Raw genomic sequence first — 15,020 nt, 5'->3', positions numbered from 1 at the left:
CCCCGTATCAAGTTTCGGTTCAGCGGCCCTCAATCCGGCACGGGCCCGGTCGACCACCCTGCGACACACACAACACCGCGGCAAGCTCGCACGCCGGGAACTTCAGGGAGCATGTCATGCAGCGAAGAGCCCTCCTGCGGGCGGCGTCGGCCGTCCCCACCCTTGGCCTGGGCGCGATGATGGGGGGCTGGTCCTCCGCCAGTCGTGCAGAGTCCCGGGTCGTCAGATTCGGCCAGTCGGCCTCGATGACCGGCGGCCAGGCGGCCTACGGTCAGGACATGCGCAACGGCATCGCCGCCGCCTTCGCCGCCGCCTCCGCACAAGAGGGCCGCACCGGGCTGCGCTTCGAGCTCAGCACGCTGGACGACGGCGGCCTGCGCGCCAATTGCATGAAGAACGTGCTCGCGCTGGCGGATACCGACGCGGTCGCCATGCTGGGCCTGACCAGCGGCGTGGGTGCCGAGGCCAGCCTGCCGGTCTTCGAGGACGCGCGCATCGCCCTGCTCGGCACGGCCAGCGGCAACCTCGGCCTGCGCGCCAAGGGCGTCAAGAACGTCTACAACCTGCGGGTCGGGCACGACGCCGAGTACCGGCGCATGACCGGCTACGCGAAGGACTTCGGCATGCAACGCGTGGGCATCGTCTACATGGGCGACGCCGCGGCCAGCAACCTCGAGGCCCTGAAGAAATCGCTGGCCGACGTCAACCTGGCGCCGAAGGTCTCGGTGGCCATTGACCGCAACGCCGCGAACTTCGACGCCGCCGCGCGCGAGCTGCTGGCCGCGAAGCCGGATTGCGTGATGTTCACCACCAACGCCGAGCCCATCTGCAAGATCGTCGAGCTGATGGCGGCGGCGAAGTACCCCGGCCTGTACTACGCCTCCTCCTACTCGGGCCAGGCGCTGATCGACAAGCTGAGTGCCCGCCAGCAGAGCTGCGTGATGAGCGTCGTCGTGCCGCGCCCGTCGAGCATCAGCACGCCGGTGGTGGCCCAGTGCCAGCGCGATCTGGCCCTGGTCAGCAAGGATGCCCGGCCGGGCGTCACCACGCTGGAGGGCTACATCGTCGGCCGCATCGCCGTCGAGGCCGCCTACGCCGCGCAGAGCAGCGGGCGCCTCAGCCGCGCCCGCTTCGGCGAAGTGCTCTCTGCCCTGCGCACCGACCTGGGTGGATTCCCGGTCGATTTCGCCGGCGGCTCGCAAGGCTCGCGCTTCGTCGACCTGATCGCCCTGGACCGCTACGGCCGGCTGGTCGGTTGACGGCCGGCTGACCCTGGAAGGAACACGCCGCATGCAACGCCGCCATTTCATGCTTGCCGGGGCTGCCGGCGCCAGCTGGCCCCAATGGAGCCATGCCGCGAGCCGCACGGTTCGCATCGGCCAGTCCGCCTCGCTGAGCGGCACCCAGACCCAGTACGGCAAGGACGTCAGCCTGGGCCTGACAGCCGCCTTCACGGCCGCCAACAGGGCCGAAGGATCGGGCGGCCTCAGCTTCGAGCTGCAGTCGCTCGACGATGGCGGCGTGAAGGAACGCGTCGTGGCCAATGCCAAGACGCTGATCGACGGCGGCGCGCAGGCTCTGGTCGGCTTCACCAGCGGCATAGGCGCGCAGGATTGCCTGCCCATGATCCAGCAGGCGCAGGTGGCGTTGATCGGCACCGCCAGCGGCAACATGGGCATCCGCACCGGTGCGCCGCGCGACTGCACGGCGCATGTGCGCGCCGGCTACGACGTCGAGTACCGGCAGATGATCTCGTACGTGCGCAGCTACGGCTTCAAGCGCGTCGGCTTCGTCTACCTGCAGGACACCTCGAAGATCAACCTGGCGACCCTCACCGCCGCGCTGGACGCGGCCGGGCTGAAGGAGCCGATGTCGATCGGCGTGGACCGCAATGCCAAGGATGCCGACGCGGCGGCGAAGAAGCTGCTGGCCGCCAAGCTCGACTGCGTCGTCTTCACCACCAACGCCGCACCCGCGCTGGCGATTGCCAAGGCGATGACCAACGGCGGCTACTCCGGCATGCTCTTCGCCTCTTCGCTGGCCGGCCAGGACCTGATCAACGGCGTCCCGCAACTCGGCCGCAGCATGGTGATGAGCCTGGTGGTGCCGCGCCCGACGGCGCTGGGCATGGGCGTGGTCTCTCAGTGCGTGCGCGACCTGGCCGCCGTGGACAGCGGCGCCAAGCTCGGCGTCACCGTGCTCGAGGGCTACATCGCCGGCCGGGTCACGGTGGAAGCCGCCCGCCAGGCCACCCAGCGCGGCGGCGGCGATCCGAGTCGCGCCCGCATCCTCGAAGCGCTGGCCAATCTCAAGCTCGACCTGGGCGGCTACCGCGTCGCCTACGAAGGCGGCCAGAGCCAGGGCTCGCGATATGTCGAGTTGGTGATCATTGACCGGTTTGGACGCATTGCTGGCTAGCGCGAGCTAGCCAGCAATGCGACCGAACCGGTCGACTGTTGAGCTCCCCCGAGCCCCCTCCGGGAGTGGGCTCCCGCATGCAGTGGGCTCCCACCCGACCTCCCTCCGAGAGGGAGGCCTCAGCATGAATGCCGATGGCCCGTGCCCTTGGTCCGTCATGCCAGTGCCCTCCTCCCGGAGGAGGGCTGGGAGGTGTAGCCGGACTGACCGGAGCCCCCTCTCGGAGGGGGCTCGGGGGAGCCCAACAGTCGGCGTCACGCCTCCCAGAGTCCGCATTGCGGACTCTGGGAGCGTCCAGCCTCTGAGTCGCAAGGCGACTCAGAGGCTGGTGCGCAGCTTCCAGATCTCCGGGAACAGTACGGTATCCAGCATCTTGCGCAGGTAGCTCACGCCGCCGGTGCCGCCGGTGCCGCGCTTGAAGCCGATCACGCGTTCCACGGTCGTCACGTGGCGGAAGCGCCAGAGGCGGAAGGCATCCTCCAGGTCGGTCAGCTCCTCGCCGAGCTGGTAGAGATCCCAGTTCGCCTCGGGATGGCGATAGACCTGCAACCAGGCCTGCTCGACCCCGTCGTCAGCCACGTAGGCCTGGGTCCAGTCGCGATCGGTGTGGCTCGCGGGCACCGCGATGCCACGGCGCGCCAGCAGCCGCAGGGATTCGTCGTACAGCGAAGGCGCCTTCCACGCCGACTCGACGATCGCCAGCAGGTCCGGCCGGTGGGCATGTGGCTTGAGCATCGAGGCGTTCTTGTTGCCCAGCATGAACTCGATGCAGCGGTATTGCCAGCTCTGGAAGCCGCTGGACTGCGCGAGGTAGGGCCGGATGGCCGAGTACTCGGGCGGCGTCATCGTGGCCAGCACATCCCAGGCGTGGACGAGCTGTTCCATGATCTTCGAGACGCGGGCCAGCATCTTGAAGGCCGGCGGCAGCTGGTCGGCCGCGATCGCGGCGACGGCAGCACGCAGCTCGTGCAGCATCAGCTTCATCCACAGCTCGCTCGTCTGGTGCTGCACGATGAACAGCATCTCGTTGTGGTCGGGCGACAGCGGGTGCTGCGCGTTCAGCACCGCGTCGAGCTGAAGGTAGTCGCCATAGCTCATGTCGCGCGAGAAATCGAGCTGGGCGCCCTCCTCCTTCACGATGGCCTCGCCGCGCGCCGCCTCGCCGGCGCCCTGGTGCATGGGGCAGGAACTCATGTCACGGCCGCCTTTTGGTTGAAGCGCGCCTCGCGCCATTGCTCGGTGGAAAGGATCTCGGACAGCGCAGTCACGGCGTCGTGCACGTCCACGAAGCGCGTGTACAGCGGCGTGAAGCCGAAGCGCAGCAGGTCCGGTTCCGCCTCGCTGCCATCGCCGGCGCGGAAGTCGCCGATCACGCCGCGCGCGATCAGCGCCTGCATCACCGCGTAGGCCGTTGCGCTCGCGCAAGCCAGTGACACCTGGCTGCCGCGCCGCTCGCGATCGGCCGGGCCGACGGAGCGCAGGCCATGGCCGGCGCACCGTGCCTCGACCTGGGCGATGAAGAGGTCCGACAGGGCCAGCGACTTGGCGCGCAGCGCGGCCATGCCGCCCAGCGGCTCGGCGGCCAGCAGCGTGTCGACGCCGCATTCGAGCACCGACAGGCCGATCACCGAAGGCGTGCCGCACAGGTAGCGCGAAACGCCCTCGGCGGGCCGGTAGGCGGTGTCGAAGGTGAACGGCGAGGCATGGCCCATCCAGCCGGACAGGGGCTGCCAGAAGCGGTCCGTGTGCCGGGGATGGGTCCAGACGAAGGCCGGCGCGCCCGGGCCGCCGTTGAGGTACTTGTAGCCGCAGCCGATGGCGAAGTCCGCATCCGCGGCGTGCAGGTCGACCGGGACGGCGCCGGCCGAGTGGCACAGGTCCCACAGCGCCAGCGCGCCCACCTGGTGAGCGCGCGCCGTGAGGCCGGCCATGTCGTGGATGGCGCCGGTGCGGTAGTTCACCTGGGTCAGCATGAGCACCGCGACGCGATCGTCCAGGCGGTCGGCAATCTCGTGGCTGGCGGCCAGCTCCAGCTCGAAGCCGTGCTGCCGAGCCAGCGACTGGGCGATGTACAGGTCGGTCGGGAAGTTGCTGCGCTCCGACAGGATCACGCGGCGGCCCGGTCGATCCACCTTGGCGATCTCGATCGCGGCGCTGAGCACCTTGTAGAGGTTCACCGAGGTCGCATCGGCCGCCACCACCTCGCCCGGCCGCGCACCGATGAGGCGGGCGATCTTGTCGCCCACGCGTTGCGGCAGCGTGATCCAGCCCGCGGTGTTCCAGCTGCGGATCAGGCCCTCGCCCCATTCGCGCTGCACCACCTCGGCGGCGCGGGCCGGGGCGGCGGCGGGCATCACGCCGAGCGAGTTGCCATCGAGGTAGTTCACGCCCTCGGGCAGGGTGAAGAGGCTGCGCAGTTCGCGCAGGGGATCGCTCGCATCGAGCGCCGCGCAGTCATCGCGGGTCAGTGTCTCGGCCATGGTGGAGGTGGGGGTCAAAGTTCGCGGAGCACCGCGCGGACGGGGGAAGCGTCGGCAGTGACGAGTTTCAGCGGCAAGGCGATCAGCTCGTAGTCGCCTTCGGGCACGGCATCGAGCACCAGGTTCTCCAGCACGCGGATGCCGCGCCGGCGCAGCACCTGGTGGCTGGGCAGCTCCTTGCTGGTGGCCGGATCGACGCTGGCCGAGTCGATGCCCACCAGCAGCACGCCGCGGTCGGCCAGCAGCTCGACGAGGGTCGCGTCGAAGGACGGCAGGTCGTCGTCGAACCGATCCTGCGGCATGGCCGCGTAGGTGCGCACCAGCACGCGCGGCGGCAGGTCTTCGCCCAGCGCGTGGGCGAGGTGCTCGGCCTTCACCAGCGGCCCGCAGCCTATCGCGTGCACCACGCGGCAGCGGCCGAGGTAGGCGTCGAGGTCGACCAGGCCGATGGGCGCGCCTTCCGGGTCGTAATGCAACGGTGCGTCCGCATGCGCGCCGATGTGGGGTGACAAGGTGATCGCCGACACGTTGACCGGGCATCCCGGACCGATGCTGGCCACCCACTGCTGCTGGTAGGCGGTGTCACCGGGGAAGACCGGCGCGCCGGCGTGGACCGGCGGCGAGATGTCCCACAGGCGCCTGGCGGGCGGGTGGGAGGTCGGGGCGCTGCGCATGGAAAAAGTATAGACCTGAATAGTTGACAAGTGAAGTAATTGCGCTCAAGAATGCTCTGGCCACCTCAGGCGAGGCCGCACGACGTGCGCCCTCGCCACCCTGACGGCCTTCCGGAGCGACCCGATGCCCTCGTCCCTGCTGCCCAGCGCTCTTGCCGACACCTTTGCGCGCGACCGGCTGCCGCCGCCCGATCAGTGGCCGGAGCTGCTGTTCGAGCTGCCGGAGCTTCAGTTCCCTTCGCGGATGAACTGCGTGGCCGAGCTGCTCGATGCACACGTGGCGGCCGGCCGTGGCGATCGGCTGGCGATCCAGGGCGAAGGCGTGCGCTGGACCTTCAGCGAGCTGCAGGCCTTGGTCAACCGCATCGCCAACGAGCTCGTGCAGGGCATGGGGCTGGTCAGCGGCAACCGCGTACTGCTGCGCGGCGCGAACACGCCGATGCTGGCGGCCTGCTGGCTGGCAGTGGTCAAGGCCGGCGGCATCGCGGTCGGCTCCATGCCGCTGCTGCGGGCCAAGGAGCTCCGCCAGATCATCGACAAGGCCGAGATCACCCATGCCCTGTGCGATGCGCGCCTGGCCGAAGAGCTGGAGCTGGCGCGCGCTGGCGGCGGCGCAGCGAGCCTGCGTGAGGTCGCCCTCTTCCACAGCGCATCGACCGAGGGGCTGGAAGCCCGTGCGGCTGCCCGCGCGCCCGACTTCGACACCTTCGAGACCTCGGCCGACGATGTCTGCCTCATGGCCTTCACCTCCGGCACCACCGGCGTGCCGAAGGCCACGATGCATTTCCACCGCGACGTGATGGCCGCTTGCGCCTGTTGGCCCCGGCACGTGCTGCGCGCCACGGCAGACGACCGATTCATCGGCAGTCCGCCGCTGGCCTTCACCTTCGGCCTGGGCGGATTGCTGCTGTTCCCGTTCTCGATCGGTGCCTCCACCATCCTGGTCGAGAAGGCCTCGCCGGATGCGCTGCCCGCGGCGATCCAGCGCTACGGCGCCAGCGTCTGCTTCACCGCGCCCACCTCGTACCGGGCGATCGCTCTCGCGATGAAGGCCGAGCCGGAGCGCTTCGACCTGGGTTCCCTGCGCAAGTGCGTCTCGGCCGGCGAAGCCCTGCCCGCCGCCACGCGCACGCTCTGGCGCGAATCCACCGGCATCGAGATCGTCGACGGCATCGGCTCGACCGAGATGCTGCACATCTTCATTTCGGCCGACGAGACGCACGCCAAAGCCGGTGCGACCGGCCTGCCGGTGCCGGGCTACCGCGCGGCAGTCCTCGATGATGCCGGCCGCGAGCTGCCTCCGGGGCAGGTCGGGCGCCTGGCCGTCAAGGGCCCGACGGGCTGCAAGTACCTTTCCGACGAGAGGCAGAAGCAGTACGTCAAGGACGGCTGGAACGTCACCGGCGACGCCTATCTGGTCGATGCCGATGGCCAGTTCGTCTACCAGGCGCGCACCGACGACATGATCATCAGCGGCGGCTACAACATCGCCGGCCCGGAGGTCGAGAGCGCGCTGCTCCTGCATCCGGCCGTGGCCGAATGCGGCGTGGTGGGCCTGGCAGACGACGACCGGGGCCAGATCGTGAAAGCCTTCGTCGTCCTCAAGCCCGGCTTCGCAGGCGACGAGGCCATGACGCGCGCGCTGCAGGACTTCGTCAAGAAGACGATCGCGCCCTACAAGTACCCGCGGGCCATCGAATACCGCCCTGCGCTGCCCCGCACCGAGACGGGCAAGCTGCAGCGGTTCCGCCTGCGCCAAGACGCCTGAACACCAGGAAACCGACACCATGCACAAGATCCTGCAACCCGCCCACTGGGCCCCGCCCCGCGGCTATGTCAATGGCGTCGCCGCCCGCGGCACGCAAGTCTTCGTGGCCGGCCAGATCGGCTGGAACGCCGACGGCCGCTTCGAGACCGACGACCTGGTCGAGCAGACGCGCCAGGCGCTGCTGAATGTCCGCACCGTGCTGGCCGAGGCCGGCGCGACGCCCGAACACATCGTCCGGATGACCTGGTACCTCGTCGACCGCGCCGAGTACCTGGCGCGGGCCAAGGAGATTGGCGCGGCCTTCCGCGACACCATCGGCTCCTACTCGATCGCCATGACGGCGGTCCAGGTGGCCGCGCTGATCGAGCAGCGGGCCAAGGTCGAGATCGAGGTCACCGCCGTCGTCCCCCAGTGACAGCCCACCCGGGCGGCGTCGTACCGCCACCTCCCTCCGGGAGGGGCAGGGAAGGGCCAAAAACACGAAGGCCGCCCGAAGGCGGCCTCGTCGCGGGGTGCAGTAACGTCAGACCGAGAAACTCGAGCCGCAACCACAGGTGGTGCTGGCGTTCGGGTTCTTGATCACGAACTGGGCGCCCTGGAGGTCTTCCTTGTAGTCGATCTCGGCGCCCATCAGGTACTGCAGGCTCATCGCGTCGATCAGCAGCGTGACGCCGTTCTTCGACATCTGCGTGTCGTCCTCGTTGACGACCTCGTCGAAGGTGAAACCGTACTGGAAGCCGGAGCAACCGCCGCCTTGGACGAAGACGCGCAGCTTCAGCTCGGGGTTGCCCTCTTCAGCCACGAGGTCGGCCACCTTGGCAGCAGCGCTGTCGGTGAAAAGGATGGGGGCGGGCATCGCGCCGGCTTCGGTGACGGTGGCTTCGGCCAGGGCGGTCATGGTGGGTTCCTCGGGTGCGGCAAATGGGCTTGGGGTCAGGCTTCGTTCGATGCGGCCAGCTTCAAGGCGGGTTTGTCGGCTTCATTGGACTGATGCCGCAATTCACCATCGATGGTGGCGCCCTGGTGCATTTCAAGGGCCTCGTAGCGGACGTCGCCGACTATTCGGGCCTTGGGCTGGATCTCCAGCAGTTCGGTGGAATGCACCGGGCCAGCGACCTGCCCGTTGATGATCACATGGCCGGCCATCACCTTGCCATGGACCCGGGCATTTTCGCTGATCACGAGCAAGCTGGCGCGATCGGCGTTGGCGACCACGTCGCCGTGGATCTCGCCGTCGATGCGCAAGCCGTCTGAAAACCGCAGCTCGCCGTGGATGGCGGTGCCTTCGCCGATCAAGCTGCGGATGGGGGGTTGCTTCTTGAAGCGGAATCCCATGGGATGTTCTCCTGGTGTGGCAGGCCCAACGCGGCGCTTTTCAGGACGACAGCCTGGCCATCTGGGTGGCCATCACCGTGCCGGCGCCGTTCAACACCCTCACTTGAGCTGTTTTTACCACGGCCCCCTGCGGATGATCGATGCGACCCTCGATGCGTGCGTACTGCTTCACTTGAAGCGGCTGCGCACCGCCGGGAAGGCTCACTGACCAGGGCTGGCCGTTCATCTCGCCGTTGAGCGTGAGCTCGTATCGCCCGTCGAAGGTCGTCGCGGGCCTGCCGTTCTGCATGACCAGCAACTGATAACGCAGCTGGCCCACGCCGGCCGTCTCGATCTGGAAGCTGCGCACGGCGACTCCCTGCGTGCCGGCAACGGGCAACAGGCGCTCGAAGAACGCGAGGTCGCCCTTGAGGGCCAGGTTGTCGGCCTCGGCCTGCTTGAGCTGCGCGGCCAGGCGCTCCTGAGCCACCTTCTCGGCCTTGAGCAGGCTGTCGGCCGTGTTGGAGATGCCCTGGGCGCGCTCGGTCTGGTCTCGCAGGGCCTCGAGTTCGGCGCGCAGTCGGATCACCTCGGCCTTCGCGCTGCGATCCAGGCCGGCGATGTCCTTGCCAAGCTCGAAGGCCCACAACGCGATGGCCGCCGAAAAGCCCAGCGCAACGGCAAACACCGCCCACCGCAGCGGCCAGGGCAGGTGACTTCGCACGATCACGCGCGGAGCGCTGATCGAAAGGCGGCGACGCAACAGCTTGAAGCGCATCGTGTCCGGAAGTGACTCTTGGGCCGGAAGGCGCGAAAGGCCGCAGAAGCGGCCTTTCGTCGTCTTGTCGTCGGAGCGGTATCAGCGCTTGCTGAACTGCTTGCGGCGGCGGGCGCCGTGCAGGCCGACCTTCTTGCGCTCCACTTCGCGCGCGTCACGCGTCACGAAGCCGGCGTTGCTCAGGTCGGGCTTCAGCGCCGCGTCGTAGTCGATCAGCGCGCGGGTGATGCCGTGGCGGACGGCACCGGCCTGGCCGGATTCGCCACCACCGTGCACGTTGACCTTGATGTCGAAGGCTTCGCCGTTGCCCGTCAGCAGCAGCGGCTGCTTGACGATCATGATCGAGGTCTGGCGGCCGAAGTATTCCTCGACGGGCTTGCCGTTGACCGTGATCAGGCCAGCGCCCTTCTTGATGAACACGCGGGCGACCGAAGATTTGCGGCGGCCGGTGCCATAGTTCCAATTACCGATCATCACCGCTCCTTAGATTTCCAGCGCCTTGGGCTGCTGGGCGGCGTGCGGGTGCGTATCGCCCGCGTACACCTTCAGCTTCTTGATCATCGCGTAGCCCAGCGGGCCCTTGGGCAGCATGCCCTTGACCGCCTTCTCGAGCGCGCGGCCCGGGTGCTTGGCTTGCATGTCCTTGAACTTCGTGGCGTAGATGCCGCCGGGGAAGCCCGAATGACGGTAGTAGATCTTGTCGTTGGCCTTGTTGCCGGTGACACGGATCTTGTCGGCGTTCAGGACGATGATGAAGTCGCCGGTGTCCACGTGAGGCGTGTAGATGGCCTTGTGCTTGCCGCGCAAACGGAGTGCCACTTCGCTGGCAACACGTCCGAGCACCTTGTCGGTGGCGTCAATCACAAGCCACTCGTGCTTCACCTCGGCCGGCTTGGCGCTGAAGGTTTTCATGAGGAGCTGCTGAAAGAGAAGAGAAACGGCTGTTCGAACGGCTGGCCGGCCTGATGAACCTTCGGTACCGCTTAAACATGGGCCGGGTCGTCAGACGACCACGGCCGGCGGCCTCTCGGGCGCACCGGGCACCTTGCGCTGCAGCCCCCCCGTTGGCCGTTGCCATCACGCCGTGAGGCGTCATGGGCACGCCGTGAGGCGTAGAGGGTTGCGCGGCACAAAGCCCGTTCTCCCCGCCGAAAACGGGAAAGCCCGCGAGTATACCCGAGGCGGGCCGGACGGCAAGGACCATCAGGCGGCGAAAGCACAGGGGCATTGGTGCAGCGACTCCAAGGCGAATCGCTAGACTAGGGTAATCACTTAGATTAAGGACGGCATGCATGGCCCACCCAGAGGATCAGGCCGCGTCAGGCACGCCGCCCGCGGCGAATGCCAAGGCCGCCGCCCCGGCCTTTCAGTGGATCCCCATCCGCTCGCTGGCTCCGCGGCACAGGCCGAAGGTGCTGGCCCACCTGTTGTCGCTGACCCCGGAGGACCGCTACCTGCGCTTCGGCTACGCGGCGAGCGACGCCCAGATCGGGCGCTACGTCGACCTCCTCGAATTCGACCGGGACGAGGTGTTCGGCATCTTCAACCGCAAGCTCGAATTGATCGCCCAGGCGCACCTGGCTTATCTGCCGGACTCCGCCCACACCCGTCACGCCGCCGAGTTCGGGGTGTCCGTCCTGCCCAAGTCGCGCGGCCGGGGCTTCGGCGCGCGACTGTTCGACCACGCCGTGCTGCATGCTCGCAACCGCGGCGTCGACACGATGATCATCCACGCGCTGTCCGAGAACGCCGCCATGCTGCGGATTGCGCGCAATGCCGGCGCGAAGGTCGAGCGCGAAGGCGGTGAATCTGAAGCCCGCCTGCGCCTGCCGCCCGAGACCCTGGGTTCCATGCTGGAGGAGATGGTCGAGAACCAGGCCGGTGAGATCGACTACCAGCTCAAGAGCAATGCCCAGCGCGTGGACGGCCTTCGCCGCCTCATCGGCGAGATCAAGGCCGGCATCCGCAAGGTGCGCAGTTCCGTGATCGAGTAGCCGTCCGGCCGGCGCGTAGGATGCGCCGATGCCAGATGCACCCGGTCCTGCCCCGACCCCCATGGAAGCGCCCTACGCCGGACTGGAGCCGGCGGTAGTGCTCGATGCGCTGTACGCAGCAGGCTTTGCCTGCGACGGCCGACTGCTGCAGCTCAATTCGTACGAGAACCGGGTCTACCAGGCGCCACTCGAGGACGGCCGCGTCGTCGTCGCCAAGTTCTACCGGCCCGGGCGCTGGAGCGACGAGCAGATCGCCGAGGAGCACAGCTTTGCACTGGAGCTGGCCGCCGCCGAGATCCGGGTCGTGCCGCCGTTGACCCTGGAGATTGCGGACGGCCTGCACGTCGACCCGGCCTGCCCGACGCTGGGCCACTTCGGCGTGGCGCCGCAGCAGCGCTTCCGGTTCTCCGTCAGCGACCGTCGCGCGGGCCGCGCCCCGGAACTGGAGCAGCCGGAAACGCTGGCCTGGATCGGCCGGCTCCTGGCGCGTCTGCACAGCGTCGGGCGCCGCGAACCGTTCGCCCATCGCCGCAAGATCGACATGACCACCTTCGGCCGGGCGCCGCGGCAACGCCTCATCGACGCAGGTTTTGTCGACCCCGAGATCGACAGCGGATGGATCGCTGCGAGCGAAGAGGCGCTGGACCAGGCCGAGCGCGCCTTCGAGCGTCACGGAGCGCTGCACCTGCTGCGCCTGCACGGCGACTGCCACGCCGGCAATGTGCTCTGGCGCGAGGACAGCGGACCGCACTTCGTCGATCTAGACGACTGCTGCATGGGCCCGCCCATCCAGGACCTGTGGATGCTTCTCCCGGGCGAACGCGCCGCCGTGGACGCCGCCCTGCACCACCTGCTCGACGGCTACCGCGACTTCCAGGACTTCGACGACCGCGAGTTGCTGCTCATCGAACCGCTGCGCACCTTGCGTATGGTCCACCACAGCGCCTGGCTGGCCGAGCGCTGGCGCGACCCGGCCTTCCCCATCGCCTTCCCTTGGTTCGCGAGTCCGGCCTACTGGAGCCAGCAGACGATCGACCTGCGCGAGCAGATCGATCGCATGCGGGACGCAGGCTAGCTTCAGGCCGCCAGCAACTTCGTCACCCGCTGCACGTACGCCGCGGGATCCTCCAGATGCCCGCCCTCGGCCAGCAGCGCCTGGTCGAACAGGATCTGCGCCAGGTCTTCGAAGCGAGGGTCGCCGTCCAGCCGCTTGACTAGCGCGTGGTCGGCGTTCACCTCGAGGATCGGCCGGGTCTCGGGCGCCTGCTGGCCGGCCTGTTTCAGCATGCGGGCCAGATGGGCGCTCATGTCGCCCTCTTCCACCACGATGCAGGCGGGCGAATCGACCAGGCGCGTCGTCACGCGCACGTCCTTGGCCCGGTCCTTCAGGGCCTCCTTCAGCTTCTCCAGCGTCGGCTTGAAGGCCTCGGCCACTTCCTCGGCGTGCTTCTTCTCTTCCTCGTCCTGCAGCTTGCCCAGGTCGAAGGCGCCCTTGGCCACGCTTTGCAGCGCATGGCCTTCGAACTCGTGCAGATGCGACAGCAGCCACTCGTCGACGCGATCGGTCAGCAGCAGCACCTCGATGCCCTTCTTGCGGAAGACCTCCAGCTGGGGGCTGGACTTGGCGGCAGCCAGCGAATCGGCGGTGATCACGTAGATCGCCTCCTGACCCTCCTTCATCCGCTTGACGTAGTCGGCCAGTGAAACGCCTTCATCCGCCTGGGTCGAAGCAAACCGGAAGAGCTTGGCCAGGCGCTCCTGGTTCTGGAAGTCCTCGCCGACGCCTTCCTTCAGCACGGCGCCGAACTCCTTCCAGAAGCTCATGTACTTGGCCCGGTCTTCGGCGCTCTCGCTGTCGGCCAGCGTTTCCAGCATGGACAGGACGCGCTTGGTCGAGCCCTCGCGGATGGCCTTCACGTCGCGGCTTTCCTGCAGCAGCTCGCGGCTCACGTTGAGCGGCAGGTCGGCCGAGTCGATCACGCCCTTGACGAAACGCAGGTACACCGGCATCAGAGACTCGGCGTCGTCCATGATGAAGACGCGCTTGACGTAGAGCTTGACGCCGCCGCGCTTGTCGCGGTTCCACAGGTCGAAGGGCGCCTTGGCGGGGATGTACAGCAGCTGCGTGTACTCGCTGCGGCCCTCGACGCGGTTGTGGGTGTAGGCCAGCGGCGGCTGGCTGTCGTAGCTCAGCTGCTTGTAGAACTCCTGGTACTCGGCGTCGGTGACGTCGGCCTTGGGCCGGGCCCATAGTGCGGCGGCCTTGTTGACCGTCTCCCACTCGTCCTTGGCGACCTGCTTGCCGGCTTCCTGGTCCCACTCCTCCTTGCGCATCAGGATGGGCAGCGAGATGTGGTCGGAGTACTTGGAGACGATGGAGCGCAGCTTCCAGGCCGCGAGGAACTCGGACTCCTCTTCCCGCAGGTGCAGGATCACGTCGGTGCCGCGGGCCGGCTTGTCGATGGTCTCCAGGTCGTATTCGCCCGTGCCTTCGGAACTCCAGCGCACGCCCTCGTTGGCCGGCAGGCCGGCACGGCGCGATTCGACGGTGATGCGGTCGGCCACGATGAAGCCCGAATAGAAGCCGACACCGAACTGGCCGATGAGGTTGGCGTCCTTCTTCTTCTCGCCCTCGAGCGAGGCCATGAACTCGCGAGTGCCGCTCTTGGCGATGGTGCCCAGGTGGGCGGCGGCCTCCTCGGCGCTCATGCCCACGCCGTTGTCCCGAATGGTGATCGTCTTGGCCTCCGCGTCGACGATCAGCTTGATCTCCAGGTTGGGCTGATCCTCGAAGAGCTCGGGCTTGTCCAGGGCCTCGAAGCGCAGCTTGTCGCAGGCGTCGGAGGCGTTGGACACCAGCTCGCGCAGGAAGATCTCCTTGTTGGAGTAGAGCGAGTGGGTGACGAGGTGCAGGATCTGCTTGACTTCGGCCTGGAAGGCGTGGGTGTGCTTGGTCATGATCGGCAGGCAGGTTTTCGACGGGCGGGGAGTTTAGGGCGGCGGACGGGATTTCAAGGCCCGGGATCACCAGCGCTTCCACCACGGCTTCTTGTCGGCCGGGGCCGCCGGCGGCAGCGGGCCGTCGCTGAGTTCCTGCCACAGGCCCTCCGCGCCAGGGCCGCCTTCGTCATGCTTGAAGCCGACCAGCGCCTGAGCCAGCTTCAGCGGAATCTCGAACATCTCGTCCACGCCCCGCGCGCCGGCTGAAGCCTGCAGCTGGCGCTGCTCTGCATCGATGCGGGCATAGGGTACCGGCAGATCGCCTTCGGCCTGCAGGTGATCCGGCGCCTGCTGCGCATCGTGCAGGACACGCCAGAGCCGCTCGCCGCCCCGCCAGGCCTCCGCCCGGGACACCATCACATGCTCCTCGACCACGCAGGCGACCAGCTCGGCACTGGCCGACAGGGCCGCGAGCGACTCCGGCGCCACCCACCGATGCTCGGCGCGCAGCGCCGCCACCAGCAGCCAGCCGCCCGGGAGGGTGCAGCAGCCGAGGCGCACATCGCCAAAGGGCGCTCGCCGCCCGGTGGGCGAGGCATCGAGATCGGCCAGCACCTGCTCGGGCAGCTTGCCTCGCACAGCCAGCCAACTCAT

At 68.1% G+C, this 15,020-nt stretch carries 16 protein-coding genes; 6 read left to right on the top strand and 10 right to left on the bottom strand.

Annotation, left to right across the window (positions count from 1 at the left end; genetic code table 11):
* Positions 1-116 precede the first annotated feature (116 nt).
* Entirely contained in the window at positions 117-1,259 is a 1,143-nt protein-coding gene (locus ACS5PM_RS14890) for an ABC transporter substrate-binding protein (protein ID WP_439388429.1), read from the top strand.
* A gap of 31 nt (positions 1,260-1,290) precedes the next feature.
* A complete protein-coding gene (locus tag ACS5PM_RS14885; protein ID WP_439388428.1) occupies positions 1,291-2,418 on the top strand; it encodes an ABC transporter substrate-binding protein in 1,128 nt (375 codons plus the stop codon).
* A gap of 318 nt (positions 2,419-2,736) precedes the next feature.
* Here the strand turns inward: ACS5PM_RS14885 and kynA are convergent, their stop codons facing one another.
* From kynA to kynB, 3 genes are read right to left on the bottom strand one after another with little or no spacing between them, the layout of a single operon-like run.
* On the bottom strand, positions 2,737-3,612 hold the full coding sequence (gene kynA, locus ACS5PM_RS14880; protein WP_439388427.1) for a tryptophan 2,3-dioxygenase: 876 nt from the start codon (positions 3,610-3,612) through the stop codon (positions 2,737-2,739).
* On the bottom strand, positions 3,609-4,898 hold the full coding sequence (gene kynU, locus ACS5PM_RS14875) for a kynureninase (protein WP_439388426.1): 1,290 nt from the start codon (positions 4,896-4,898) through the stop codon (positions 3,609-3,611). The genes kynA and kynU overlap by 4 nt, the downstream gene beginning before the upstream one ends.
* 14 nt (positions 4,899-4,912) lie before the next feature.
* Positions 4,913-5,572, bottom strand: a complete 660-nt coding sequence (kynB, locus tag ACS5PM_RS14870) for an arylformamidase (protein WP_439388425.1) — start codon at positions 5,570-5,572, stop codon at positions 4,913-4,915.
* Between the two features lie 124 nt (positions 5,573-5,696).
* Here kynB and ACS5PM_RS14865 point away from each other — a divergent pair, with 124 nt between their 5' ends.
* Both ACS5PM_RS14865 and ACS5PM_RS14860 read left to right on the top strand, forming a co-directional pair.
* Positions 5,697-7,340, top strand: a complete 1,644-nt coding sequence (locus tag ACS5PM_RS14865) for an AMP-binding protein (protein WP_439388424.1) — start codon at positions 5,697-5,699, stop codon at positions 7,338-7,340.
* Between the two features lie 19 nt (positions 7,341-7,359).
* The gene (locus tag ACS5PM_RS14860) at positions 7,360-7,755 is read left to right on the top strand and encodes a RidA family protein (RefSeq protein WP_439388423.1); all 396 of its coding nucleotides are present in this window, start codon (positions 7,360-7,362) and stop codon (positions 7,753-7,755) included.
* Positions 7,756-7,863: 108 nt separating this feature from the next.
* On the opposite strand, the gene erpA is transcribed toward ACS5PM_RS14860, so the two are convergent.
* From erpA to rplM, 5 genes are all read right to left on the bottom strand, one after another.
* Positions 7,864-8,238 (bottom strand): iron-sulfur cluster insertion protein ErpA, encoded by a 375-nt coding sequence (gene erpA / locus ACS5PM_RS14855; RefSeq protein ID WP_439388422.1) that lies wholly within the window; start codon positions 8,236-8,238, stop codon positions 7,864-7,866.
* A gap of 35 nt (positions 8,239-8,273) precedes the next feature.
* The gene (locus ACS5PM_RS14850; protein WP_439388421.1) at positions 8,274-8,675 is read right to left on the bottom strand and encodes a bactofilin family protein; all 402 of its coding nucleotides are present in this window, start codon (positions 8,673-8,675) and stop codon (positions 8,274-8,276) included.
* A gap of 40 nt (positions 8,676-8,715) precedes the next feature.
* Positions 8,716-9,432, bottom strand: coding sequence for a DUF6776 family protein (locus ACS5PM_RS14845; RefSeq protein ID WP_439388420.1), 717 nt, complete (start codon positions 9,430-9,432; stop codon positions 8,716-8,718).
* 81 nt (positions 9,433-9,513) lie between these two features.
* Positions 9,514-9,906, bottom strand: a complete 393-nt coding sequence (gene rpsI, locus ACS5PM_RS14840) for a 30S ribosomal protein S9 (RefSeq protein ID WP_439388419.1) — start codon at positions 9,904-9,906, stop codon at positions 9,514-9,516.
* A gap of 9 nt (positions 9,907-9,915) precedes the next feature.
* Complete coding sequence (rplM, locus tag ACS5PM_RS14835) at positions 9,916-10,344, bottom strand: 50S ribosomal protein L13 (RefSeq protein WP_439388418.1); 429 nt, start codon at positions 10,342-10,344, stop codon at positions 9,916-9,918.
* 380 nt (positions 10,345-10,724) lie between these two features.
* On the opposite strand from rplM, the gene ACS5PM_RS14830 reads away from it, so the two are divergent.
* On the top strand, positions 10,725-11,426 hold the full coding sequence (locus tag ACS5PM_RS14830) for a GNAT family N-acetyltransferase (RefSeq protein WP_439388417.1): 702 nt from the start codon (positions 10,725-10,727) through the stop codon (positions 11,424-11,426).
* Positions 11,427-11,454: 28 nt separating this feature from the next.
* On the top strand, positions 11,455-12,501 hold the full coding sequence (locus tag ACS5PM_RS14825; protein WP_439388416.1) for a serine/threonine protein kinase: 1,047 nt from the start codon (positions 11,455-11,457) through the stop codon (positions 12,499-12,501).
* Between the two features lie 2 nt (positions 12,502-12,503).
* Here ACS5PM_RS14825 and htpG read toward each other — a convergent pair whose 3' ends face one another.
* A complete protein-coding gene (gene htpG, locus ACS5PM_RS14820) occupies positions 12,504-14,384 on the bottom strand; it encodes a molecular chaperone HtpG (protein WP_439388415.1) in 1,881 nt (626 codons plus the stop codon).
* Positions 14,385-14,450: 66 nt separating this feature from the next.
* Positions 14,451-15,020 carry a hypothetical protein gene (locus tag ACS5PM_RS14815; protein ID WP_439388414.1) on the bottom strand — a complete coding sequence of 190 codons (570 nt, stop codon included), beginning with the start codon at positions 15,018-15,020 and terminating at the stop codon, positions 14,451-14,453.

Origin of the sequence: Ideonella flava (assembly GCF_051857595.1) — a bacterium.
Classification (GTDB): Bacteria; Pseudomonadota; Gammaproteobacteria; order Burkholderiales; family Burkholderiaceae_C; genus Ideonella.
This window is presented reverse-complemented; position numbering and strand designations above follow the sequence as displayed.

Coding starts and splice junctions, on each gene's coding strand:
- ACS5PM_RS14845 (WP_439388420.1), bottom strand. CDS start 9,432: ATGCGCTTCAAGCTGTTGCGTCGCCGCCTTTCGATCAGCGCTCCGCGC.
- ACS5PM_RS14830 (WP_439388417.1), top strand. CDS start 10,725: ATGGCCCACCCAGAGGATCAGGCCGCGTCAGGCACGCCGCCCGCGGCG.
- ACS5PM_RS14885 (WP_439388428.1), top strand. CDS start 1,291: ATGCAACGCCGCCATTTCATGCTTGCCGGGGCTGCCGGCGCCAGCTGG.
- kynB (WP_439388425.1), bottom strand. CDS start 5,572: ATGCGCAGCGCCCCGACCTCCCACCCGCCCGCCAGGCGCCTGTGGGAC.
- ACS5PM_RS14865 (WP_439388424.1), top strand. CDS start 5,697: ATGCCCTCGTCCCTGCTGCCCAGCGCTCTTGCCGACACCTTTGCGCGC.
- ACS5PM_RS14815 (WP_439388414.1), bottom strand. CDS start 15,020: ATGAGTTGGCTGGCTGTGCGAGGCAAGCTGCCCGAGCAGGTGCTGGCC.
- rpsI (WP_439388419.1), bottom strand. CDS start 9,906: ATGATCGGTAATTGGAACTATGGCACCGGCCGCCGCAAATCTTCGGTC.
- rplM (WP_439388418.1), bottom strand. CDS start 10,344: ATGAAAACCTTCAGCGCCAAGCCGGCCGAGGTGAAGCACGAGTGGCTT.
- ACS5PM_RS14860 (WP_439388423.1), top strand. CDS start 7,360: ATGCACAAGATCCTGCAACCCGCCCACTGGGCCCCGCCCCGCGGCTAT.
- kynU (WP_439388426.1), bottom strand. CDS start 4,898: ATGGCCGAGACACTGACCCGCGATGACTGCGCGGCGCTCGATGCGAGC.
- ACS5PM_RS14890 (WP_439388429.1), top strand. CDS start 117: ATGCAGCGAAGAGCCCTCCTGCGGGCGGCGTCGGCCGTCCCCACCCTT.
- htpG (WP_439388415.1), bottom strand. CDS start 14,384: ATGACCAAGCACACCCACGCCTTCCAGGCCGAAGTCAAGCAGATCCTG.
- kynA (WP_439388427.1), bottom strand. CDS start 3,612: ATGAGTTCCTGCCCCATGCACCAGGGCGCCGGCGAGGCGGCGCGCGGC.
- ACS5PM_RS14825 (WP_439388416.1), top strand. CDS start 11,455: ATGCCAGATGCACCCGGTCCTGCCCCGACCCCCATGGAAGCGCCCTAC.
- erpA (WP_439388422.1), bottom strand. CDS start 8,238: ATGACCGCCCTGGCCGAAGCCACCGTCACCGAAGCCGGCGCGATGCCC.
- ACS5PM_RS14850 (WP_439388421.1), bottom strand. CDS start 8,675: ATGGGATTCCGCTTCAAGAAGCAACCCCCCATCCGCAGCTTGATCGGC.